The sequence below is a fragment of the Luteimonas huabeiensis HB2 genome (assembly GCF_000559025.1).
GTDB lineage: Bacteria > Pseudomonadota > Gammaproteobacteria > Xanthomonadales > Xanthomonadaceae > Luteimonas > Luteimonas huabeiensis.
The window spans coordinates 94,880-116,163 of record NZ_JAAN01000035.1; the positions used below are offsets into that span (position 1 = coordinate 94,880).

Below are 21,284 nucleotides of genomic sequence, written 5' to 3' on the forward strand. Positions count from 1 at the left end.
CGTTCGCCATCGCGCGCCCGCGCGCCGCGCCGCTCAACCCACCCGCGCCAGGCGGCGCATCGCCAGCACGAAGCAACACGCCGCCACCACCGCCAGCACCAGCAGGTGCATCCACACGCCGTCGGCGGGCGCATCGTCGATGGCCGCCAGCGCCAGCTGCGCCAGATGCCACGACGGCCACACCGGCGCGATGCGTTCCAGCGCGTCCGGCAGCATCGACAGCGGCAGCCACAGGCCGGACAGGAACGCCATCGGCAGGAACAGCAGGTTCACCACCGCCGGCGCCGCGTTGGCGCTGCACAGCGCGCCCAGGTACAGGCCGATCGCGCAGCACGGCAGCGCGCCCAGCACCTGCACCGCGGCCAGCAGCAGCCACTGCGAGGCGGCCAGCCGCACGCCGCCGAAACCCGCCGCCAGCAGCCCCAGCAGCAGCGCGATCGCCGCGGCGAACAGCATCGCCATCAGCATGCGCGCCAGCATCCAGCCGGCGGGCGATGCCGGCAGCGCGCGCCGCAGGGCGAGGAAGCCGCGCTCGCGGTCGATCGCCACCGTGACGCCGAAGCCGAACATCGACGCGGCCATGGTGCCGAACACGCCGTAGGTGGCCAGCAGGTAGCGCGCCGCGCCGCCGTCGCCGCGGCCGCCGAGCAGCAGGCCGAACATCGCGTAGAACGCCACCGGCAACAGCAACGTCGGCAGCACGTACATGGGTTCGCGCCACAGGCGCATGCCCTCGCAGCGGAGTTCCATCGCGAACGCGTGCAGGCGCTGCGCCGGCGCGCGCGGCCGTCTCGTGTCGAGGCTCATGCCGCGTCCTCCCGCGCCGCTTCGGTGCCGGTCATCGCCGCGAAGGCGTCCGCGAGGCCGGCGCGGCTCACTTCCAGCTCGGCCAGCGCGGGGTCGGCGTCGAGCAGGCGGCGCACCAGCGATTCGGCGTCGTCGCAGGCGGCCACCAGCCGCTCGCCCTCGCGCACCGCCCGGTGCACGCCGGGCCAGCCGGCCACCGTCTCCGGCGCCAGCGCGCAGCGGCAGGCCACCCGCCGCCGCGAGACCCGGCCGCGCACCGCGGCGAGCTCGCCGGCGGCGATCAACCGCCCGCGGTCGAGCACGACGACACGGTCGGCCAGCGCCTCCGCCTCCTCCAGGTAATGCGTGGTCAGCAGCACCGCCGCGCCGCCGGCCACCAGTTCCCGGATCGCCCGCCACACCTGGGCGCGGGCGCCGGCATCGAGGCCGGTGGTCGGCTCGTCCAGGAACAGCAGCCGCGGCCGGCCGCACAAGGCCAGCGCGAACTGCACGCGGCGCTGCTGGCCGCCCGACAGGCGGCCGTAGCGGCGCCCCATGAGGCCGTCGAGCCCGGCCAGGGCCACGCAATCGGCCACGCTGCGCGGCGCCGGGTAGTAGCTGCGCACCAGTTGCAGCAGTTCGCCCGCGGTCAGGCGCTCGGGCAGCTGTGCCTGCTGCAGCATCGCGCCGGTGCGCTCGCGCGCGCCGCGCGCGCGCGGCGGCAGCCCGAACAGCGCCGCCTCGCCGGCGTCGGCCGGCTGCAGCCCCAGCAGCACCTCGATCGCGGTGCTCTTGCCGGCGCCGTTGACCCCGAGCAGCGCGGTCAGCCGGCCGCCCGGCAGCTCCAGATCGATACCGTCCAGCGCCTGCACCGCGCCGCGGCGGCGGCGCACGCCACGCAACAGCGCCAGCGGCTCGGGCTCCGGCGTTCGGGGCGAACAGCATGCGGTCATGGCGGCGCTCGTCGGGATTCGCCCACAGTCTCGGCGCGGCGCCGGTACGGCGGCAGTCGCAGGCGTCAGCGATCGCGCATGACAGGCGTCAGGTGACCGCGGGCACCGGCGGCAGGCACACTGGCGCCATCCGTTGCGGCCGCGACGGCCGGCGAAGCCGCCGGCAGCCCGGTCACATTCCGCGCCATTCCCGCATCTGGGCCCACATGAACACGAAAGCGGATCTGCTCAAGGAACTGCGCATCGACCGCGGCGCAGCGCCGCCGCCCCGGCGCCGGCGCTGGCTGCCCTATGCGATCGGCGCGGCCGTGCTCGCGCTGCTGGCGGCGCTGCTGCTGCCGCGCCTGGGCGCCGCGCCCGAGGTGCGCACCGCGGTCGCCGCCGCGATCGAGCCCGGCGGCGCCAGCGCCTCGGTGCTCGACGCCAGCGGCTACGTGGTGGCCCGGCGCACCGCCACCGTCTCGGCCAAGATCACCGGACGCGTGCTGGAGGTGATGATCGAGGAAGGCCAGCGGGTGGAGGAAGGCGAAGTGCTGGCCACGCTCGACCCGGTCGATGCCGACGCCCAGCGCGCGCTGGCGGCCTCGCAGCTGGCCGCGGCGCGCAGCCAGCTGGCCGGGGTGCGCGCGCGGCTGGAGCAGGCCACGGCCGAGGCGTCCCGCCTGCAGGCGCTGGTCGGCCGGCAACTGGTGTCGCGCTCGCAGTACGACCAGGCGGTGGCCCAGCGCGACGCGCTGCGCGCCGAGCTGGAGACCGCGCAGCGCAACGCCCAGGTGGCGCAGGACCAGCTCGCGATCTCCGACATCGGCGTGGACAACACCGTGGTGCGCGCGCCGTTCGCCGGCATCGTCACCGCCAAGGCGGCGCAGCCGGGCGAGATCGTCTCGCCGCTGTCGGCCGGCGGCGGCTTCACCCGCACCGGCATCGGCACCATCGTCGACATGGATTCGCTGGAGGTGGAGGTCGACGTCGGCGAGGCCTACATCGGCCGGGTGACGCCGAAGATGCCGGTCGAGGCCACGCTCAACGCCTACCCGGACTGGAAGATCCCGGCCGAAGTGATCGCGATCATCCCCGCCGCCGACCGCGGCAAGGCCACGGTGCGCGTGCGCATCGCGCTCAAGGTGCGCGATCCGCGCATCGTGCCGGACATGGGCGCGCGGGTCAGCTTCCTGCAGCCGCCGTCGACCGCGGGCGCGGACGCGCCGGCGGGCGTGCGCCTGCCGGCCAATGCGGTGGTGCAGCGCGAGGACGCCCAGGTGGCCTTCGTGGTCGAGGACGGCCGGGTCGCGCAGCGCCCGGTGGAGACCGGCGCCGACCTCGCCGGCGACCTGCAGGTGCTCTCGGGCGTGGCCGCCGGCGAGACGGTGGTGCTCGACCCGCCGCCCACGCTGGCCGACGGCGCGCGCGTGCGCGTGGCCGCCGCGGCGGACGACGCCGGCCGGGCGCCATGACCGACGCCGGCGCGCAAGCCGTGCAGGCCGCGGCGCCGCTGGTGACCATCCGCGGCCTGCACAAGGCCTATCGCCGCGGACCGGAGACGGTGGACGTGCTGCACGGCATCGACCTGGACATCCCGCGCGGCGACTTCGTCGCGCTGATGGGACCGTCGGGCTCCGGCAAGACCACCCTGCTCAACCTCATCGGCGGGCTGGATTCGCCGACCTCCGGCGAGATCGCCATCGAGGGCGAACGCATCGACCGCATGTCGGCCGGCCAGCTCTCCAACTGGCGCAGCCGCCACGTCGGTTTCGTGTTCCAGTTCTACAACCTGATGCCGATGCTGACCGCGCAGAAGAACGTGGAGCTGCCGCTGCTGCTGACCTCGCTGTCGGCCGCCGAGCGCCGCCGCCGCGCGCAGATCGCGCTGACCCTGGTCGGCCTGGCCGAGCGCCGCGCCCACAAGCCCAACGAACTGTCGGGCGGGCAGCAGCAGCGCGTGGCGATCGCGCGGGCGATCGTCTCCGACCCGACGTTCCTGATCTGCGACGAGCCCACCGGCGATCTCGACCGCCAGTCCGCCGAGGAGATCCTGGGCCTGCTGCAGGAACTCAACCGCGACTACGGCAAGACCATCGTCATGGTCACCCACGACCCGCGCGCGGCCGAATACGCCACCCGCACCATCCACCTCGACAAGGGCGAACTGGTCGATGCGCCGGCCGTACCGCACTGAGCCGCCGGCGCGCGCGCCGGCAACCGGGGGGCGCCGGTGAAGTACTTCTCGCTGGTGTGGGCGCAGCTGTTCCGAAGCCGCACGCGGACGCTGCTGACGCTGCTGTCGGTGGTGGCGGCGTTCATGCTGTTCGGCATGCTCGATTCGGTGCGCGTGGCCTTCAGCGCCGGCGGCAGCGTCGACGGCGCCAACCGGCTGGTGGTCGCCTCCAGGCTGTCGATCACCGAGATGCTGCCGATGCGCCTGGCCAACGAGATCGCCGCGGTGCCCGGCGTGCGCCGGGTGGCCTACGCGATGTGGTTCGGCGGCATCTACCAGGACCGGCGCAACTTCTTTCCCAACTTCTCCGTCTCGCCGAACTACTTCGAGGTGCATGGCGAGTTCGAGGTGCCGCCGGAGCAGTTGCGCGCCTTCCAGGACACCCAGGCCGGCGCGATCGTGGGCGAGTCGCTGGCGCGCAAGTTCGGCTGGAAGATCGGCGACACCATCCCGCTGCAGGCCACGATCTTCCCGCGCAACGGCAGCAACGACTGGCCGCTGGAGCTCAAGGCGATCTTCCGCATGCGCGACCGCAGCCAGGTGCAGGCGGAAAACCAGCTGATGATGCACTGGAAGTACTTCAACGAGTCCAACGACTACATCCGCGACCGGGTGAGCTGGTTCGCGGTGCAGCTCGCCGATCCCGACGACGCCTCGCGCGTGGCGCAGGCCATCGACGCGCTGTCGGCCAACTCCGACCACGAGACCAAGACCCAGACCGAGTCCGCGTTCCAGCAGTCCTTCGCGCGCCAGTTCGGCGACATCGGCCTGATCGTCACCGCGATCATGGGCGCGGTGTTCTTCACCCTGCTGCTGCTCACCGGCAACACCATGGCCCAGGCCGTGCGCGACCGCATCCCGGAGCTGGCCACGCTGAAGACGCTGGGCTTCACCGACGCCACGGTGCTGGCCCTGGTGATGGTGGAATCGGTGCTGCTGGTGCTGATCGGCGGCCTGGCCGGGCTGGCGCTGGCGGCCGGGGTCATGCCCGGCGTGAGCGCGGCCAGCGGCGGGATGATCGCCCTGCCCGGCGTGCCGGCGCAGACCTGGCTGACCGGGCTGGCGCTGATGGTCGCCATCGGCGTGATCGTGGGCCTGTTGCCGGCGCTGCGCGCGAGCCGGCTGCGCATCGTCGATGCGCTGGCGGGGCGCTAGGCCATGAGCGCCGCGACCGCACCCGCCTCGCGCCGCCGCGGCCTGCCCGGCTGGCTGCGCACCGCGCTGTCGGTGCTGCTGCTGGCCGTCGGCCTGGCGGTCTGGGTCGCCCTGCCCTGGCCCGGCGTGCTGCTGCTCGCGCTGCTGCTGGCCGCGTGGCTGCGGGGCACGCGCAGCGGCCGCCTGGCGCTGGCGGCCACCCGCATCGGCCTGGGCAGCCTGCCGCAGCGCTGGGGCGCCTCCTCGGTGATCGTGGTCGGCATCGCCGGCGTGGTCGGCGTGCTGGTGGCGATGCTGGCGATGGGCCGCGGCTTCGAGGCCACCCTGGCCAGCACCGGCGACGACCGCACCGCGATCGTGCTGCGCGGCGGCTCGCAGGCCGAGACCAACTCCGTCATCACCCGCGAACAGGTGCCGCTGCTGGCGACCCTGCCCGGCGTGGCGCGCGATGCGCAGGGCCGGCCGCTGCTGTCGGCCGAGCTGTCGCAGGTGGTCAACCTGGTCTCGAAGTCGGAAGGCCTGGACGTCAACGCGCAGTTCCGCGGCGTCGGCCCGCTGGCCTGGGCGGTGCACGACAAGGTGCGCATCGTGCAGGGCCGACGCTTCCGCCCCGGGCTCAACGAGATCGTGGTCGGCCTGGGCGCGCAGAACCAGTTCCGCGACCTGGAAGTCGGCGACACCCTGCAGCTGGGCAAGCAGCGCTGGACCGTGGTCGGCGCCTTCGCCTCCGGCGACGCCCACGAGTCCGAGCTGTGGACCGACGCCGAGACCCTGGCCGCCGCGGCCTCCCACAGCATCTACCAGTCGATCACCGTGCGCACCAGCGGCCCCGACGGCTACGCGCGCTTCAAGGCCGCGGTGGAGGCCGACCCGCGGCTGAAGCTGGACGTGGCCACCACCCGCGAGTACTACCGCCGCCAGGCCGGCGGGCTGTCCACGCTGATCGACATCCTCGGCAAGGTGATCGGCACCATCATGGCGGTGGGCGCGGTGTTCGGCGCGCTCAACACCATGTACGCCGCCGTGGCCACCCGCGCGCGCGAGATCGCCACCATGCGCGCGATCGGCTTCCGCGGCGTGCCGGTGGTGGTGGCGATCATGCTGGAGACGATGCTGCTGGCGCTGGCCGGCGGCGCGCTGGGCGGCCTGCTGGCCTGGCTGGTCTTCAACAACTACAGCGTGTCCACGCTGGGCAGCAACTTCAGCCAGGTCGTGTTCCAGTTCCGGGTGACCCCCGAGCTGCTGTGGAACGGGCTGAAGTGGGCGCTGGGCATCGGCCTGGTCGGCGGCCTGTTCCCCGCGCTGCGCGCGGCGCAGTTGCCGGTCACCACCGCGCTGCGGGAAACCTGATGGCCGCGCCCGAGGACGCGGCGGCGCTGCGCGCGCTCTCCAGCGCGGAACTGGAGCGCCGCTACGCCGATCTGCACCGGCAGGTGTTCGCCTGCTACGAGGACGCCGACCTGGCCGTCGAGAGCGGCCGGCTCGGCCGCGAGGCCGCGACCGCCCGCGCCGGGGCGCAGGCCGCGCCGCTGATCGAGCGCGCACGCGCGCTGCACGCCGAGCGCGTGCGCCGGCTGCGCCTGCGCGCGCGCCGCTGGTGGATCGCGGCCGGCGCGACGCTCGCCGTCGGCGGCGCGGCCATCGCCTGGCTGCTGGCGCGCGCGCCGGGCTGAGCGCGGCGTTCCGCGCCCGGCACCGCGCGGTGCCGATGCGATCGGCCGGTCGCGATGAACGGACGCCGCACTGTCACCGCATTGTCATCGCAACGCGATAGAGGGCCGCGCCGCCGTCGGCTAGTCTGCGCGGCCCGTTCGCCCTCCCCCGCCCGGATGATGCGCCTCGCCTGCCTGATCCTCGCCTGCCTGCTGGTCGCCGGCTTCGGCTCGCTGCCCGGGCGCCCGGCGGCGCTGGCCGGCCATCTGGTCGCGCCGTCCGGGGCCTCGCCGCTGTTGCCGCGCGAGCGCATCGAGGCCGCTTACGCGCGCCTGCCCCATCGCAGCGGCCACGTGCCCGCGCGCGACGGGGTGGCACTGTTCTGGAGCGCCTTCGATCCGGGCGACTACCGGCTGCGCTACGCCTGGTCGCGCGGCGCGCACGCGGAAGACATCCGTTTCGCGCTCGACTTCGACGTGCCGACCGCACCGGCACCGGCCCCGCGCGGCACCGTGGTGCTGCTGCACGGCTGGATGATGGACGGCGGCTCGCTGCTGCCGTGGTCGCTGCGGCTGGCCGAGGCCGGCTACCGCACGATCGCGATCGACCTGCGCAACCACGGCCGCTCCGGCCACGGCCCCTCGGGCTACGGCACCCGCGAGGCCGCGGACGTCGTCGATGCGGTCGCGGCGCTGCGCGCGCGCGGCGAGATCGCCGGCCCCCTGCACCTGATGGGCGTGTCCTACGGCGCGGCCACGGCGCTGTTCGCCGCGGCCGATCCGGCGCTGCGGGCCGAGCGGGTGGTGGCGCTGGAATCGTTCGACAACGCTGGCGCGGCGATCCGCGACATGGTCCCGCACATGCTCGCGACCGAACCTGAGGGCTGGGGGCAGCGTGCGCTGCAGCACTGGATGCGCTGGCGCACCGATGCCGCCGCGCTCGACGCGGCGATCGCGCAGGCCGGCCGCGCGCTGCACCTGTCGCTCGACGAGGTCGACGTCGGCGCGGCGCTGGCGCGCGCGCCGGCCTGCGTGCTGCTGGTCCACGGCACCGCCGACCGCCACGTCCCGGTCGCGCACGGCCGCGCGCTGGCCGCCGCGGCGCCACACGCGCGCTACCTCGAGCTCGAAGGCGAGGACCACCTCAGCCTGCCGATGCGGCTGGACCGGCTGGCGCCGACCGTGATCGACTGGTTCGAGCGCCCCTGCGCGCGCACGGGGTTCGCCGCGCGCTGAGCGCCCGCCCGGATGCCTGCCGCGCGCCGGTCAGCCGCGCGCGGCCGCGGCCAGCCGCGCCGCGATGGTCGCCGCCTGCACGCGCAGCTCCGGGATCGCCACGCTCTCCCATTCCGTGCCGATGCGCAGGCTGCCGATCGCGTACAGATCGTCGTGGACGCGGCCGGCGGCGTCGCGCACCGCGCCATCGGCCTCCACGTCCAGGCCGAGCCCGCAAGGCCCGGCGCGCACGAGGCCGGCGTCGCGCAGCGCGGCCAGCAACGGATCGGCGCTGCGCGCCAGCCGGGTCTCGATGCCGGTGGCGTCGAGCGCCGCATCCACCCGCCAGCACAGCGCACGGCCGTCATGCGCGCGCGCATCCAGCCGCAGGCGGCCGTCCTCGCAGGCGATCGCCTCCAGGCGCGCGCGCGCCAGGACCAGATCGCCGCGCGCGATCATCCCGTCCAGGACCGCCGCTGCCTCCGGCGCGATCCGGTGGCGATGCACGTCCCAGTAGCGCACCGCATGGCGCAGGAAACGCGCGCGGTCGCCATCGCCCAGGCTGCGCCACAGCGCCACCCCGTGCGGGCGCAGCGCCTGCATCAGCCACTGCCAGGGGCGGCCGGCGCGGCGCAGCGCCTCGGCTTCGCCGCGCAGCGCGCGCAAGCGCGCGCGCAGCGGCAGCGCCAGCAGCGCATCGAGATCGACCGCCGCCTCTCCGGGGGCGGCGTGCGGCAGCGGCAGCAGCGCGTGCCGCGACAGCGCGACGATCCGCCCGCGGTGGCCGCGCGCATGCAGGGTGAGCGCCGCGTCCACCATGCTCAGCCCGGTGCCGACGATGGCGACGTCGGCGGTCGCGGGCAGCGCGGCGACCGCGTCGTGGTCCCAGGCCCCGATCGCGCGGCCGGCCGCCTGCGCCGGGACCGGGATCGGCAGCCCGCGCGCGCGGTTGCCGGTGGCCAGCACCAGCGCGCGCGCGCGCAGACGCGCACCCGAATCCAGGATCAGCGCGCGGTCCTGCGCGTCGTAGCCGACCGCCTCGGCGCGCGCATGGTGCGGCGCGGTGCCGGGCAGCGCGCGCAGGCGCGCGGCCAGGTAGTCGTGGTAGCGCCGGCGCGGCACGTAGCGCGCGGCCACGCCGGCGTCGAAGCCCTGCGCGCGCAGGTACGCGACGAAGTCGTCCGGCGTCTCGGGATCGGCGCTCATGCCGCCGGCCGGCACGTTGAGCAGGTGCTCGTCGCAGCGGGTGGAATAGGCCGCGCCCGCGCCCAGCCGCGCCGCGGGCTCGGCGATGGCGATGCGGCAGTCCGGCCAGCGCCGGCGCAACTGCAGCGCCAGCAGCACCGCCGAGGCGCCGCCGCCGGCGATCGCGACATCGTGCTCCATGCCCTGCATGCTACCCGCCCCTCGCCGCGCGGCGGCGCGCGCGCGCCAGCCCGTCGGCCATGAACAGCGCCAGCGCCGCCCAGATGATCGCGAAGCCGATCGCGCGGTCGCTGCCGAACGGCTCGTTGAAGAAGAACACGCCGATCAGCAGTTGCAGGGTCGGCGCGATGTACTGCAGCAGGCCGACCAGGACGAACGGGATCCGCCTCACGCCGTAGGCGAAGCCGATCAGCGGCAGCGCGGTCAGCGCGCCGCCGGCGACCAGCAGCGCGTCCACCGCCAGCGGCCAGTGGCCGAAGAAGCCGCCCTGGCCGCTCGCCTCCAGCCAGGTCAGGGCCACCAGCGCCGCCGGCAGCAGGAACAGGCTCTCCACGCCCAGGCCGGGGATCGCGTCCACCGCGGCCTGGCGACGGATCAGCCCGTACAGCGCGAACGAGGCCGCCAGCGACAGCGCGATCCAGGGGAAGCTGCCGTAGTTGAAGGTCAGCCACAGCACGCCGCCGGCGGCGATCGCCACCGACGCCCACTGCACCCGGTTCAGCCGTTCGCGCAGCACCGCCACGCCGATCACCACGTTGAGCAGCGGATTGACGAAGTAGCCGAGGCTGGTCTCGATCACGTGGCCGCTGTTGACCGCCCAGATGTAGAGGCCCCAGTTGAAGGCGATCAGGCAGCCGCTGGCGGCGAGCATCGCGGCCACGCGCGGCCGCGCGAGCGTCTGCCGCAGCCAGCCGCGGCCGCGCTGCCAGAACAGCCAGCCGGCCACCAGCAGCGCGCCCCAGACCACGCGATGCAGCACGATCTGCAGCGCCGGCACCGCGGCCAGCAGATGCCAGTACAGCGGCATCACGCCCCACAGCACGAAGGCGCCGGCCGCCATCCACAGGCCGCGGCGATCCAGGGCCTGGCTCATCCCGGCTTCGCCGCCGGCGCGGGCCGCCGCGCGCGCGCCAGGCTGATCGCGACCACGCCGGCCAGGATCACCGCCATCGCGCCGATGTCGTTCGGCCCGAAACGCTCGGCCGCCAGCCACGCGCCCAGCAGCACCGCGACGGCCGGGTTGACGTAGGCATAGCTGCCGGCCAGGGTCGGCCGCACGTGGTGCAGCAGCCAGATGTAGGCGGTGAAACCGACGATCGAGCCGAAGGTCGTCAGGTAGGCCAGCGACAGCGTGGCCTGCAGGCTCGGCAGCGCCGCGAAGCGCTCGCCCAGCAGCGCGCCCACCGCGAGCATGCCGACGCCGCCGCACAGCATCTGCGCCGCGGCGGTCATGAACGGCGACGGCAGGTCGCGGCCACGGCTCCACACCGAGCCGAACGCCCAGGCCGCCGGCGCGATCAGCAGCGCCACCAGGCCCACCGGCGAGGCAGTCAGCGAGCTGCCGGCGTTGAGCCACAGCACCCCAGCGAAGCCGATCGCCAACCCCAGCCATTCCAGCCCGCGCGGGTACTGCCCGCGCACCGCCGAGAACAGGCCGATCCACAGCGGCGCGGAGGCCACCGCGACCGCCGCCAGGCCGGAGGACACCGACTGCTCGGCGATGCACACCAGCCCGTTGCCCAGGCCCAGCAGCAGCGCGCCCATCGCCGCGCAGTTGCGCCATTGCGGCCGCGTCGGCGCGGGCACGCCGCGCCAGCGCAGCACCGCGTACATCAGGCCGCCGGCGAGCACGAAGCGGATGCCCGCCAGCAGCAGCGGCGGGTAGCCGCCCTCGAGCGCGAAGCGGATGGCGAGGTAGGTCGAGCCCCAGATCACGTACAGCAGCGCCAGCGCGAACAGCACGGCGAGCGGTGAAACGGGGCGCGGCACGAGCGACGGGGCACTCATGGAAAGGTCCGGGGGAAAGGGGCGCGCGCGGGGCGACGGCGCGCAGGCCGCCATGGTACGCCTGTCGGCTGCGCCGACGAAGCGACACGGTGTTCCGCCATCGCGGGGATTCCCGGCCGCCACGCCATCCTGCCCGCGCTGCGGGCCGCAGGCCGGTCGTTCGCGGACGTGGCACGTGGGCGGGCGCGAGCGCGCGCTTGCGAGGCCAGCTTCCGTGGGAGCGCGCTCGCGCACGGCCCCGGATCGACGCGGACGCATCGCCGCAGTACGCGAACGCCGCCCGGAGGCGGCGTTCGCGTACTGCGGTTGTGGCGGCCTTCGGCGCCTAGCGCGCCCAGCTGTTGGGGCGCGTGGATTCCGGCAGCACCTGCGCGTTGAGGCGCTGGTCGCGGTTGAGCAGGCGCATGGCGTCGGCGAGGATCGCCGCCGACTCGTGCAGCAGCGGGTCCGGGCGCTCCTCGGCGGCCTTCTCGCGCGCGGTGTCGAGGGCGACGTCGCGCTCGTTGGCCTGCAGGCCGTCGTCGTTGTCCTCGGCCAGCGGGTCCAGCGGCAGGCCCAGCTCGCGGCGCTGCGCCTGGCGGTCGCGGCGCTTCTGTTCCTGGCGCTCGCGCTCGGCGCGGCGCTCGGCCTCGTTGAGCGAGACGTACTTCTTCTCGCGCTCGCGGCGCAGCTCCTCCACGTCCTCCATCCACCAGCGGAACTCGGGGTCCTCGGCGATGCGCGCCTGGTGCAGCGCCTCGAGCTGCGGCAGCAGCGGAGCGAAGTCGCCGTAGCGGGTGTGGGTGACCGCGGCGATGCGGGTCCACGGCAACGCGTTGTCGTAGGTGCTCTCGCCGAACTCGCTGGCGTCCACCGTGACCGGGAACTTGATGTCCGGCACCACGCCGCGGTTCTGGGTGCTGCTGCCGCCGGGCAGGAAGAACTGCGCCACGGTCAGCTTCACCGAGCCGAAGCGCTTCTGCTCGTTGCCCGGCCAGCGGTCCAGATCGACCAGGTTCTGCACGGTGCCCTTGCCGAAGGTGGTCTCGCCGATCACCAGGCCGCGGCCGTAGTCCTGGATGGCGCCGGCGACGATCTCCGAGGCGGAGGCCGAGCCGCGGTTGATCAAGACCGCCAGCGGGCCCTCCCAGGCCACGCCGGGATTGCGGTCAGCCTCGACGCTGACGCGCCCGCCCGACTCGCGCACCTGCACCACCGGGCCGGTATCGATGAACAGCCCGGTCAGCTCGACCGCCTCGTTGAGCGAACCGCCGCCGTTGTTGCGCAGGTCCAGCACCACGCCGTCGACGCCGTCGGCCTTGAAGCCCTCCAGCAGGCGGGCCACGTCGCGCGTGGCCGAGGCGTAGTCGCCGGACTGGGTGCGGCGGCCCTGGAAGTCCTGGTAGAACGCCGGCAGCTTGATGACGCCGATGCGATGATCGACGTCGCCGTCCACGCCGGGAATCTCGACGATCTCGGACTTGGCCGCCTGCTCTTCCAGCCGCACCCGCGCGCGGGTCAGCACGATCCGCACCGGCTCGCTGTCCAGGCTGGCGCCGGCGGGAATGACCTCCAGCCGCACCTGGGTGTCCTTGGGCCCCTTGATCTTCTCGACCACGTCGTCGATGCGCCAGCCGACCACGTCCTCGATCGGGCCGTCGGCGCCCTGGCCGACGCCGACGATGCGGTCGCCCACCTTGAACTTGCCGCTCAGCGCGGCCGGCCCGCCGGGGATCAGCTCACGGATCACGATCACGTCGTCCTGCGGCTGCAGCTGCGCGCCGATGCCCTCCAGCGACAGCGACATGCTCTGGTTGAACAGCTGCGTGCTGCGCGGATTGAAGTAGGACGTGTGCGGGTCGATCGAGCCGGTGTAGGCGTTGAGGAAGGACTGGAACGCGTCCTCGCCGTTGAGCTGGGCGATGCGGGTGGCCAGGTTGCGGTAGCGGCGGTCCAGGGTCTCGCGGATCTGCTCCGGCTCGCGGCCGGCCAGCTTCAGGCGCAGCCAGTCGTTGCGCACCGACTGCCGCCAGACCGCGTCCAGCGCGGCCGAATCGGCCGGCCACGGCGCGTCCTCGCGGTCGTACTCCCAGCGATCGTCGGCGGTGAAGTCGAAGATGTCCTGGTCGAGGAGCCCGCGCGCGTAGGCCACGCGCTCGTCCACGCGCTCCTTGTAGAGCACGAACATCGCGATCGAGGGCTCCAGCTGGCCCTTGCGGATCGCATCGCCCAGCTTCGGCGCGAGCGGCTCGAAGCGCGCCACGTCGGCGGCGGTGAAGAACATCTTGCCCGGGTCCAGCGACTCCAGGTAACGCTTGAGGATGTCGCGCTCCATCGCCGCGTCGAGCTGGCGCGGCCGGTAGGCGTAGCGGCTGTCGGACAGCAGCCCGTGCACGAGCTGGGCGGTGCGCACCTGATCCACGCTGGGCGAGGCCGGGATGGCCGCTTCGCCGTCGGCGCGGGCCATCAGGGCCAGCGGGACCGACAGGGCCAGCGCGATCACGAAAGCGGAAAGCAGGCGATGGAATTTCATGCGGGGGCGGGTTCCTGGATCGCCGACGGCAGCCGGCGCCTCAGCGGGAGTATGTGGCGTTCCATAGACGGCTTCCAGCGCCGGAAGTTGCACGGCGCGGCCCGGCAGCGCGCGAATTCACTCTAACCGCGCGGGGTGGCACCGGCGTGAACGGCGCCTGCCCCGGGGCGCGCGCCGTGTCAGGCGGCGACGCCGGCCTCCATCGCCTGGCGGTCGGCATGGTAGGACGAGCGCACCAGCGGCCCCGACGCCACGTGGCTGAAGCCCAGGCCCATGCCGTAGACCTCCAGCGCCTTGTATTCCTCCGGCGTCCAGTAGCGCAGCACCGGGTGGTGGTGCGGGCTGGGCTGCAGGTACTGGCCGATGGTGACCATGTCCACGTCGTGCGCGCGCAGGTCGCGCAGGGTGCCCTGCACCTGCTCCATGGTCTCGCCCAGGCCGAGCATGATGCCGGACTTGGTCGGGATGCCGGGGTGCTGCGCCTTGAACTTCTGCAGCAGGGTCAGCGACCACTGGTAGTCGGCGCCCGGGCGCACGTTGCGGTACAGGTCGGGCACGGTCTCGACGTTGTGGTTGAACACGTCCGGCGGATTCTGCGCCAGTATCTCCAGCGCGCGCTCCATGCGGCCCTTGCCGCGGAAGTCGGGGGTCAGGATCTCGATCCGGGTCGACGGGGTGCGCGCGCGGATCGCCGCGATGCAGTCCACGAAGTGCTGGGCGCCGCCGTCGCGCAGGTCGTCGCGGTCGACGCTGGTGACCACCACGTACTTCAGGCCCATGTCGGCCACGGTCGCGGCCAGGCTGAAGGGTTCGGACGGGTCCGGCGGCTTCGGCCGGCCGTGGGCCACGTCGCAGAACGAGCAGCGGCGGGTGCAGACCTCGCCCAGGATCATGAAGGTCGCGGTGCCGTGGCCGAAGCACTCGTGGATGTTCGGGCAGCTCGCTTCCTCGCACACGGTGACCAGGCGGTTGGCGCGCAGCTTGGACTTCAGCGCCGCGACCGCGCCGTTGGAGGGGATGCGCACCCGGATCCAGGACGGCTTGCGCAGCACCGGCGCATCGGCGAACTGCACCGGCGAGCGCGCGATCTTGTCGCTGGCCACCTGCTTGACGCCCGGCTGCGGCGAGGACGGCGCCTCGGCGCCGACGACGGCGAGCGGGATGGATCGGGCGGTGGCGGTGGATTCGGTCATGGCGTGGGGTCAGCCGCGGGGTGCAGGAAGGGGCGCGGACGGCGCGGGACGCGGCGGGCCGGATTCATGCCGCGGCCGCCGGCGGCGCGGTCTCGATCCGCAGCCCGAACTGCCGCGCCAGCTCGGCGAGCAGTACCGGCTTGACGGCCTCCATGCCGGACGGACCGCCCAAGTCTAGCACCGAGGTCACCTGCAGCCCCTGGTAGCCGCAGGGGTTGATGCGGCCGAACGGCTCCAGGTCCATCGCCACGTTGAAGGCCAGCCCGTGGAAGGTGCAGCCGCGACGCACGCGGATGCCCAGCGAGGCGACCTTGGCGCCGCCGACGTACACGCCGGGCGCGCCCTCGCGGCGCGCCGCGCCGATGTTCCACTCGGCCAGGGTGTCGATCACCGCCTGTTCCAGCCGTTCCACGTACTCGCGCACGCCCAGCCCCAGCCGGCGCAGGTCCAGCAGCGGGTAGACCACGATCTGGCCCGGCCCGTGGTAGGTCACCTGCCCGCCGCGGTCCACGTGCAGCACCGGGATGTCGCCGGGCGCCAGCACGTGCTCCTCGCGGCCGGCCTGGCCGAGGGTGAACACCGGATCGTGCTCGACCACCCAGAGTTCGTCCGCGGTGGCGGCATCGCGCGCGTCGGTGAAGCGCTGCATGGCCCGCCAGACCGGCTCGTAGGCGCGGCGGCCGAGATCGCGGACGAGGGCCGGCGGCGGCGTTACGGGCGCCACGTCACGTCCGGAGGGTTGCGCGGGGGTGCGATGTCCACGACGGGATTATCCGCGCGGCCTGGGGGAATACCAAGCCGGATTGCCCCGGCCCGGGCGAACTTGTAACGGTCACGGAACCCATTTAGAGTGCGTTCACCGCGCGTTCACGCGCGGATATTTCCGGCCATCCGTTCAGGAGAGAACCCATGAAATCCACCGCCAGGAAGCCAGCCTCGTGGCCGATCGCATTCGCGACGATGCTGATGCTGATGTGGGCATCGGCAGCGTCCTTCGCCCAGGAAACCTCGTTCCGCAGCGGCGTCGTCACCGACATCACGCCGATCCAGGTCCCCGCGCAGGCGCAGCCGCAGCAGCAGAACAACAGGACCACCGGCGCGCTGGGGCGCATGCTCGGGCGCGCCGCCGGCCGCGCGGTCAGCCGCGTGACCGGCGACTACTCCTACGACGCCTACCAGGTGGCCAACGCCACCACCCAGGACGTCGTGGCCGACGTCGCGGCCGGGGCCACGGCGTCGGGCGGGCAGACCGAGACCGCCTACATGGTGCTGGTCAAGTTCGACGACGGCCAGGAGTCCGCGATCCAGATCCCCAACGCGTCCCACCTGTCCAAGGGCGGGCGCGTGCGGGTGTTCGGCTCGGGCCGTTCGATCCAGATCGTACCCGCCTCGTAACCGCGCGGCAGTCCGACGCTGCATCCCCGGAAGGGCCGGCCATGCCGGCCCTTCCCATATCCGGGCCGGCGTGTACCGGCAGCGGCTACGCCCCGGTCCGCCCCCTGCGGGCAGGCCGCGATCGCGCGCGCTACGCGCCACGGCGGCCCGAAGAAGCCGGCCGGTGCCACCGCCCGCCGCCCGATCCGCTGCCGTCCGCCTCGCGAACGTCCGGGCCGGAGGCTGGGCTCACAGCGTCCAGCGGACCTCGGGATGCTCGCGCAGCGCGGTATGCGCGGTCTCGTACTCCTCGCGCGAGGCGGCGCGGAAACTCAGGCGAACCGAGACGAACCGGCCGCCGCTCGATTCGCGCCAGCGGATCGATTCCTCCAGGACCGTCAGGCCAGCGGCCTGCAACAGGCGCGGGATGTCGGCTTCCAGTCCGGCATTGGCCGGACCCATGGCGGTGATCTCGAACTCGCCGGGGAACTGGAAGCCGTGCTCGGGATTGTCGGACTTGATCTCCATCGCCCGATTGTGGGCGCCCGCGCCCGGCTTTCCAAGCCCGCGCGCCCGACCGCGACGGCGGAAGGCTCGAGGCGAACGTTTCGCCCGCCGTTGCCCCCCGAATCGACAGTCGACCTGCCACGCCGACGCTATCCGTTCCGAACAGGGCCCTGTCGCCCTGCTCCCGCGGCAAGTCCATCGCCCCTTCTTCCGCGAGCGGGACGCATGACGTCGTTCCCCCTCAAGCGGGACGCATGTCGTTCCTTCTCCCGCAAGCGGGACCACATTGTCCCTTCTCCCGCAAGCGGGAGAAGGTGGCGCGCAGCGCCGGATGAGGGCCGCTTTTGCACGCCTGCGGCGTAAGGGAAAAACAGAGCGCTCCCCGCTTGCGGGGAAGGGAAAAACAGGATGCTCCCCGCTTGCGGGGGAAGGGAGAACAGGATGCTACTCGCTCGCGGGGGACGACGCGGGAGCGCGGCCATGCCGCGCGCGGGCGCGGCGACGCACCGCGCCGACGCTCAGGGCGCCGGCGCCGGCTCCACCCACTGCGCGAACACGGCGTCGATCTCGGCATCGGTCACCTGCCCGCCTTCCTGCAGGCGCTGCGCCTGGCCGAACAGCGGTTCGATGATCGCCATGCCGTCGATCGGGGTCTTCAGCCGCAGGCCCGGCGGGCGCGACAGCAGCGCGTCCCAGCGCGAGCGCACGCGCGCCCAGTAGTCGGCGGTCGCCTTCCAGTAGTCCAGCGCCGGGGTGAAGTCCACGCTGTCGTCCTTGCGGTAGTCGTTGAAGCCGAACTCGCGCACGATCGCGCGGGTGCTGCCGTCCGCGCCGCGCACGGTCTTGACGTTGTCCTGCTCGTGGGTCCAGCCGCCGGGCACGATGGTATGGCGGTTCACCACCTGCAGCGCGTTGTAGTCCTCGCGGGTGGTGTACTCGCGGCGCGGCAGCGGCCGGTAGCCCGGGTCGGAGGTCCAGGTCGAGATCCCGCCGTCGTGGACCCAGCGCCCGGTGCCGCAATAGCGCGGCGCGTCGCTGACCTCGTACACGCACTGGGTCCAGGCGCCGCGGGTCTGTTCGACGGGGATGTCGCGGACGCTGAAGGTCTGGTCGGCGCTGAACTCGAACCGCCGCGGCGCCTCGTAGATCCAGTCCTGCCGCCAGTGCTTGGTGACGTGGCCGGTCGGGGCGTGCACCAGGATGTGCTGCAGCACGACGCGGGTCGGCGTGTCCTCCACCACCAGCACGATCTCGCTGCCGCCGCTGCGCTTGGGCTCGGCGCGCTCGTAGCCGGGGGCGAACACCACCGTCTCGTCGAACGCGAAGTCGACGTCGTACTCGCCCTGCATGGCGAGGATGGCGGCACGGTCGCGGGCCGGGTCGGCGGCGGGCTGCGCGGCCGCGGCCGGCGCGGCGATCAGCAGGGATACCAGCGGCAGGATCAGGGCCGCCAGGGGCAGGGGGGAGGACGGGTACGGTCGGGCTGGCTTCATGGCAGGCATCGTCTCGGTCTGAACTACGGGTCTTGTCGGTTGCGCGGGACGCGCTTCAAAGGGGGCCCGGCCGCAGCCGGCGGGGCGCGGCGGCGGCCAGGCGCGCGCTGCGCTCGCAGCAGCACTCGTCGATCCGCGCCGCGCCCTCGACGCCCTCGGCCTGGACGATGCGCTGCGCCACCTCGGCGCCGAGCGCGGACACGGTGGCGAGGCTGGCGCTGAGGCGTTCGCCGGCGCCCTCGCCCTCCGGCGCCAGCGTCAGCCGCAGCACGCTGCAGCGCCATGCCGCCCCGGACACGCCGTGGGCCAGCCGGCGCCACAGTCGCTCGGCGATGCCGCCGCCGGCGACGGGCGCGGCCGGCAAGCTGCGCGCCAGCGCCTCCCAGGCGAGGAAATCCGTGTCGGGCAGCAGGAACAGCCGCCAGCAGCCCAGGCCGTCGCCGTCGTGGAACTGCAGGCTCTCGTACAGCGCGTCGGCGTGCAGCGCGCTGCAGACCTCCACCCGGGCCGCGCGCCGCCAGCCGTCCAGTTCGCCGCCGCGCGCGCGATACAGGCACAGCACCGTGCCCAGCGCCGCGAGCTGCCACGGCTGCGGCAGCGCCGGCCGCGCGCGCGCCGCCCCGCCGGGCCGCGCCGCCTGCACGGCGGCGGACGGCGCAGAGGCGTGGCGGCGCGCGGAGGCCGCCATGGCTAGAAGTCCACCGCCAGGCTGACCGCGACGTTGCGGCCCGGCGAGGTGTAGCGGTCGAGCGTGCCGCTGGTGGTCGCCACGGTGAGCGGCAGGTCGCCGGCCGCCCAGTAGGTGCGGTCGGTCAGGTTGCGGATGCCGGCGTTCACCCGCAGCTGCGGGGTGACCTGCCAGCGCGCGTAGAGGTCCAGCACGCCGTAGCCCGGCGAGAGGTACAGGTCGTCGGCGGAGGCCCGGCGCTTGCCCTCGACGAAGCGCCCGACCAGCTCGGCGCCCCAGGTCTCGGCGTCGTAGGCGATGCCGAGGGTTCCGGTGAGCGGGTCGACCGAGTCCAGCGGCTCGTCGGCGGTGCGGTCGTCGCCGCGCGACCACGCGGCCGCGCCCTGCAGGCTCCAGCCGGCCCAGGCGTCGGACAGCCCGCCCAGGTCCACGCCGGCCTTCAGCTCGACGCCGTAGATGCGCGCCTCGGCGACGTTCTGCGACTGGTAGACCATCAGCCCGTCGGCGTTGAAGCCGATGAAGCGGGTGGACTCGATGAAGTCGTCGTAGCGGTTGTGGTAGCCGGTCAGCGCCGCGTGCACGACAGGCCCGCTGTGGCGGATGCCCGCCTCGACGCCCTTGCTGGTCTCCGGCTTGAGGTCCGGGTTGGGGATCGCGGTGTAGCCGAAGGCGGCATTGGTGAAGCCGATGTTGACGTCGTTGTACGGCGGCGCGCGGAAGCCGTGCGCGTAGCTGGCGAACAGCGACCAGTCGGGCCGGAAGCGCCAGACCATGCCGAGCTTGGGCGAGACCTGGGTCTTGGTCAGGTCGGCGACCTCCAGCCCGGGGTTGTCCTCGGCGAAGATGCCGTCGATCTCCGGCTTGAGCTCGTAGCGGTCCACGCGCAGCGCCGGCACCAGCCGCAGCGCGCCGTCGCCGAACACGATCTCGTCCTGCACGTAGAGCGCGGCGGTGTCGGTGCGGCTGACCGGGAAGTCGCGCACCGGGAACACGTCGGGCAGCATTCTGTTGGTCACCTGGCCGGTGCGCAGGTTGGTCAACCGCCCGTCGCGCTTCTGCCGGGTGTCGGTCCGCGCCAGGTCCAGGCCCCAGCTCAGCGCGTGCTCGGCGCCGCCGGTGGCGAACGCCTTGAAGAAGTTGGCCTGCAGGCCGTAGGTGCGCTGGTCGAAGTTGAAGCTGCGCTCGCGCCGCTCCGGCACGCCGGCGGCGGTCACGCGCTCCTCCAGCGTGTCCTGGGTGGTCTCGCTGTCCTGGCGGTAGACCTGCCAGTCCAGCGAGTCGGCGAAGGCGGCGCCGACGGCGTCCATCTCGTGGCCGAAGGTCACCCGCGCGCGGGTCTGGCGGTCGTCGGCGTGCACCCGCGTGTTCTCGGCGCCGGTCAGCGCCTGGCGCCCGAGCGAGGTCAGCATGTCGGTCCTGGCGCGGCCTTCGTTGCCTTCCGCGGTCAGCCGGAAGCGCTGGTCGGCGCTGGGCGCGAACACCAGCTTGGACAGCACGCTGCTGTCCTGCCGGTCCTGCGGATTGGGCCGGGTGCGCGCGGCGCCTTCGCCGCCGACCTCGCCCATGTTCTCGGTCTCGTGGCCGTCGCGGTGGCCGACGTTGACCAGCGCCGACCAGCGCTCGCCGCCCCAGGCGGCGGTGGCGCCGAGGTTCGTGCCGTCCCAGGCGCTGTCGTAGCCGATGCGCGCGCCCACGTGCGCGCGCTCGCCCTCGGACAGGTAGTCCGCCGGATCCTTGGTGAAGAAGGCGACCACGCCGCCGAGCGCATCCGAGCCGTAGAGCGAGCTGGTCGGCCCGCGCACCACCTCGACGCGCTTGAGCGTGTCGGGATCGACGAAGTTGCGGTTGGCGTTGGAGAAGCTTCCGATCGAGAACGCATCGGAGACCGGCACGCCATCGGTGAGGATGCGCACCCGGTTGCCGCCCAGCCCGCGCACGCGGATGTCGCCGATGCCGAAGCGGCCGAAACTGTTGGTGACGGTGATGCCAGGCTCGTAGCGGAACAGGTCCTTGAGGTCGCGGACCAGCCGTTCGTCCATGCGCGCGCGGTCGATCACGTCCACGGTGCTGGCCACGTCGAGGATGGTCCGCTCGGTGCGGGTGGCGGTGACCACGACCCGATCCAGCGCCTGCTCGGGCGCGGCATCGGCGCCGGCGAGCGGCTGGGCGGACACGGAACAGGACAGGGCGGCAACGGCCAGACCGAGGGCCAGGGACAACGGATGGGAACGCATGGGGGCTCGCAGGTGAGGTGAGCCCGGGCGGCGCGGGCACGATCGACTGGCGACCGTGGCGGGCGCCCCCCGGACAGACGGGGCGACGGCGACG

Annotated in this window: 19 protein-coding genes; 7 read left to right on the forward strand and 12 right to left on the reverse strand. The window is 73.6% G+C overall.

Annotation, left to right across the window (positions count from 1 at the left end; genetic code table 11):
* Positions 1-33 precede the first annotated feature (33 nt).
* Both Z164_RS0114750 and Z164_RS0114755 read right to left on the reverse strand, forming a co-directional pair.
* Positions 34-807, reverse strand: a complete 774-nt coding sequence (locus Z164_RS0114750) for an ABC transporter permease (protein WP_024891451.1) — start codon at positions 805-807, stop codon at positions 34-36.
* Positions 804-1,739, reverse strand: a complete 936-nt coding sequence (locus Z164_RS0114755; protein ID WP_024891452.1) for an ABC transporter ATP-binding protein — start codon at positions 1,737-1,739, stop codon at positions 804-806. Before Z164_RS0114755 ends, Z164_RS0114750 begins: the two co-directional genes overlap by 4 nt.
* A 206-nt stretch (positions 1,740-1,945) precedes the next feature.
* On the opposite strand from Z164_RS0114755, the gene Z164_RS0114760 reads away from it, so the two are divergent.
* The 6 genes from Z164_RS0114760 (at position 1,946) to Z164_RS0114785 (ending at position 7,997) form a co-directional block, all read left to right on the forward strand.
* Positions 1,946-3,193: an efflux RND transporter periplasmic adaptor subunit gene (locus Z164_RS0114760; RefSeq protein ID WP_024891453.1), complete on the forward strand. Its 1,248-nt coding sequence runs from the start codon at positions 1,946-1,948 to the stop codon at positions 3,191-3,193.
* Positions 3,190-3,915: an ABC transporter ATP-binding protein gene (locus Z164_RS0114765; RefSeq protein ID WP_052338465.1), complete on the forward strand. Its 726-nt coding sequence runs from the start codon at positions 3,190-3,192 to the stop codon at positions 3,913-3,915. The genes Z164_RS0114760 and Z164_RS0114765 overlap by 4 nt, the downstream gene beginning before the upstream one ends.
* A 36-nt stretch (positions 3,916-3,951) precedes the next feature.
* Complete coding sequence (locus tag Z164_RS0114770; RefSeq protein WP_024891455.1) at positions 3,952-5,109, forward strand: ABC transporter permease; 1,158 nt, start codon at positions 3,952-3,954, stop codon at positions 5,107-5,109.
* A 3-nt stretch (positions 5,110-5,112) separates the two neighbouring features.
* Positions 5,113-6,459 carry an ABC transporter permease gene (locus Z164_RS0114775; RefSeq protein ID WP_024891456.1) on the forward strand — a complete coding sequence of 449 codons (1,347 nt, stop codon included), beginning with the start codon at positions 5,113-5,115 and terminating at the stop codon, positions 6,457-6,459.
* Positions 6,459-6,782: a hypothetical protein gene (locus tag Z164_RS0114780; RefSeq protein WP_024891457.1), complete on the forward strand. Its 324-nt coding sequence runs from the start codon at positions 6,459-6,461 to the stop codon at positions 6,780-6,782. Before Z164_RS0114775 ends, Z164_RS0114780 begins: the two co-directional genes overlap by 1 nt.
* A gap of 156 nt (positions 6,783-6,938) precedes the next feature.
* A complete protein-coding gene (locus tag Z164_RS0114785; RefSeq protein WP_024891458.1) occupies positions 6,939-7,997 on the forward strand; it encodes an alpha/beta fold hydrolase in 1,059 nt (352 codons plus the stop codon).
* A 30-nt stretch (positions 7,998-8,027) separates the two neighbouring features.
* Here Z164_RS0114785 and Z164_RS0114790 read toward each other — a convergent pair whose 3' ends face one another.
* The 6 genes from Z164_RS0114790 to lipB form a co-directional block, all read right to left on the reverse strand.
* Positions 8,028-9,362 carry an FAD/NAD(P)-binding protein gene (locus Z164_RS0114790; RefSeq protein WP_052338466.1) on the reverse strand — a complete coding sequence of 445 codons (1,335 nt, stop codon included), beginning with the start codon at positions 9,360-9,362 and terminating at the stop codon, positions 8,028-8,030.
* Positions 9,363-9,372: 10 nt separating this feature from the next.
* Positions 9,373-10,275, reverse strand: a complete 903-nt coding sequence (gene rarD, locus Z164_RS0114795) for an EamA family transporter RarD (RefSeq protein ID WP_024891460.1) — start codon at positions 10,273-10,275, stop codon at positions 9,373-9,375.
* Positions 10,272-11,189 (reverse strand): drug/metabolite exporter YedA, encoded by a 918-nt coding sequence (yedA, locus tag Z164_RS0114800; protein WP_024891461.1) that lies wholly within the window; start codon positions 11,187-11,189, stop codon positions 10,272-10,274. The genes rarD and yedA overlap by 4 nt, the downstream gene beginning before the upstream one ends.
* A gap of 325 nt (positions 11,190-11,514) precedes the next feature.
* Positions 11,515-13,701 (reverse strand): carboxy terminal-processing peptidase, encoded by a 2,187-nt coding sequence (locus tag Z164_RS0114805; RefSeq protein WP_024891462.1) that lies wholly within the window; start codon positions 13,699-13,701, stop codon positions 11,515-11,517.
* A gap of 179 nt (positions 13,702-13,880) precedes the next feature.
* A complete protein-coding gene (lipA, locus tag Z164_RS0114810) occupies positions 13,881-14,894 on the reverse strand; it encodes a lipoyl synthase (RefSeq protein ID WP_024891463.1) in 1,014 nt (337 codons plus the stop codon).
* Between the two features lie 64 nt (positions 14,895-14,958).
* Positions 14,959-15,618, reverse strand: coding sequence for a lipoyl(octanoyl) transferase LipB (gene lipB / locus Z164_RS0114815; RefSeq protein ID WP_024891464.1), 660 nt, complete (start codon positions 15,616-15,618; stop codon positions 14,959-14,961).
* Positions 15,619-15,803: 185 nt separating this feature from the next.
* Between lipB and Z164_RS0114820 the strand changes: the two genes are divergently transcribed.
* Positions 15,804-16,289 carry a hypothetical protein gene (locus Z164_RS0114820; RefSeq protein ID WP_152540956.1) on the forward strand — a complete coding sequence of 162 codons (486 nt, stop codon included), beginning with the start codon at positions 15,804-15,806 and terminating at the stop codon, positions 16,287-16,289.
* A gap of 228 nt (positions 16,290-16,517) precedes the next feature.
* On the opposite strand, the gene Z164_RS0114825 is transcribed toward Z164_RS0114820, so the two are convergent.
* From Z164_RS0114825 to Z164_RS0114840, 4 genes are all read right to left on the reverse strand, one after another.
* Positions 16,518-16,796 carry a DUF493 family protein gene (locus Z164_RS0114825; protein WP_024891466.1) on the reverse strand — a complete coding sequence of 93 codons (279 nt, stop codon included), beginning with the start codon at positions 16,794-16,796 and terminating at the stop codon, positions 16,518-16,520.
* Positions 16,797-17,293: 497 nt separating this feature from the next.
* The gene (locus Z164_RS0114830; protein ID WP_024891467.1) at positions 17,294-18,268 is read right to left on the reverse strand and encodes a DUF6607 family protein; all 975 of its coding nucleotides are present in this window, start codon (positions 18,266-18,268) and stop codon (positions 17,294-17,296) included.
* Positions 18,269-18,323: 55 nt separating this feature from the next.
* Positions 18,324-18,956 (reverse strand): hypothetical protein, encoded by a 633-nt coding sequence (locus tag Z164_RS0114835; protein WP_024891468.1) that lies wholly within the window; start codon positions 18,954-18,956, stop codon positions 18,324-18,326.
* Positions 18,957-18,958: 2 nt separating this feature from the next.
* Positions 18,959-21,190, reverse strand: coding sequence for a TonB-dependent hemoglobin/transferrin/lactoferrin family receptor (locus Z164_RS0114840; RefSeq protein ID WP_024891469.1), 2,232 nt, complete (start codon positions 21,188-21,190; stop codon positions 18,959-18,961).
* Positions 21,191-21,284 lie beyond the last annotated feature (94 nt).

Excerpts from the sequence above, each read along its gene's own strand:
- rarD (WP_024891460.1), bottom strand. The coding sequence starts at position 10,275 with ATGAGCCAGGCCCTGGATCGCCGCGGCCTGTGGATGGCGGCCGGCGCC.
- lipA (WP_024891463.1), bottom strand. The coding sequence starts at position 14,894 with ATGACCGAATCCACCGCCACCGCCCGATCCATCCCGCTCGCCGTCGTC.
- yedA (WP_024891461.1), bottom strand. The coding sequence starts at position 11,189 with ATGAGTGCCCCGTCGCTCGTGCCGCGCCCCGTTTCACCGCTCGCCGTG.
- Z164_RS0114775 (WP_024891456.1), top strand. The coding sequence starts at position 5,113 with ATGAGCGCCGCGACCGCACCCGCCTCGCGCCGCCGCGGCCTGCCCGGC.
- Z164_RS0114750 (WP_024891451.1), bottom strand. The coding sequence starts at position 807 with ATGAGCCTCGACACGAGACGGCCGCGCGCGCCGGCGCAGCGCCTGCAC.
- Z164_RS0114755 (WP_024891452.1), bottom strand. The coding sequence starts at position 1,739 with ATGACCGCATGCTGTTCGCCCCGAACGCCGGAGCCCGAGCCGCTGGCG.
- Z164_RS0114830 (WP_024891467.1), bottom strand. The coding sequence starts at position 18,268 with ATGAAGCCAGCCCGACCGTACCCGTCCTCCCCCCTGCCCCTGGCGGCC.
- Z164_RS0114765 (WP_052338465.1), top strand. The coding sequence starts at position 3,190 with ATGACCGACGCCGGCGCGCAAGCCGTGCAGGCCGCGGCGCCGCTGGTG.
- Z164_RS0114840 (WP_024891469.1), bottom strand. The coding sequence starts at position 21,190 with ATGCGTTCCCATCCGTTGTCCCTGGCCCTCGGTCTGGCCGTTGCCGCC.
- Z164_RS0114780 (WP_024891457.1), top strand. The coding sequence starts at position 6,459 with ATGGCCGCGCCCGAGGACGCGGCGGCGCTGCGCGCGCTCTCCAGCGCG.
- Z164_RS0114760 (WP_024891453.1), top strand. The coding sequence starts at position 1,946 with ATGAACACGAAAGCGGATCTGCTCAAGGAACTGCGCATCGACCGCGGC.
- Z164_RS0114825 (WP_024891466.1), bottom strand. The coding sequence starts at position 16,796 with ATGGAGATCAAGTCCGACAATCCCGAGCACGGCTTCCAGTTCCCCGGC.
- Z164_RS0114785 (WP_024891458.1), top strand. The coding sequence starts at position 6,939 with ATGATGCGCCTCGCCTGCCTGATCCTCGCCTGCCTGCTGGTCGCCGGC.
- Z164_RS0114805 (WP_024891462.1), bottom strand. The coding sequence starts at position 13,701 with ATGAAATTCCATCGCCTGCTTTCCGCTTTCGTGATCGCGCTGGCCCTG.
- Z164_RS0114820 (WP_152540956.1), top strand. The coding sequence starts at position 15,804 with ATGAAATCCACCGCCAGGAAGCCAGCCTCGTGGCCGATCGCATTCGCG.
- Z164_RS0114790 (WP_052338466.1), bottom strand. The coding sequence starts at position 9,362 with ATGGAGCACGATGTCGCGATCGCCGGCGGCGGCGCCTCGGCGGTGCTG.
- Z164_RS0114835 (WP_024891468.1), bottom strand. The coding sequence starts at position 18,956 with ATGGCGGCCTCCGCGCGCCGCCACGCCTCTGCGCCGTCCGCCGCCGTG.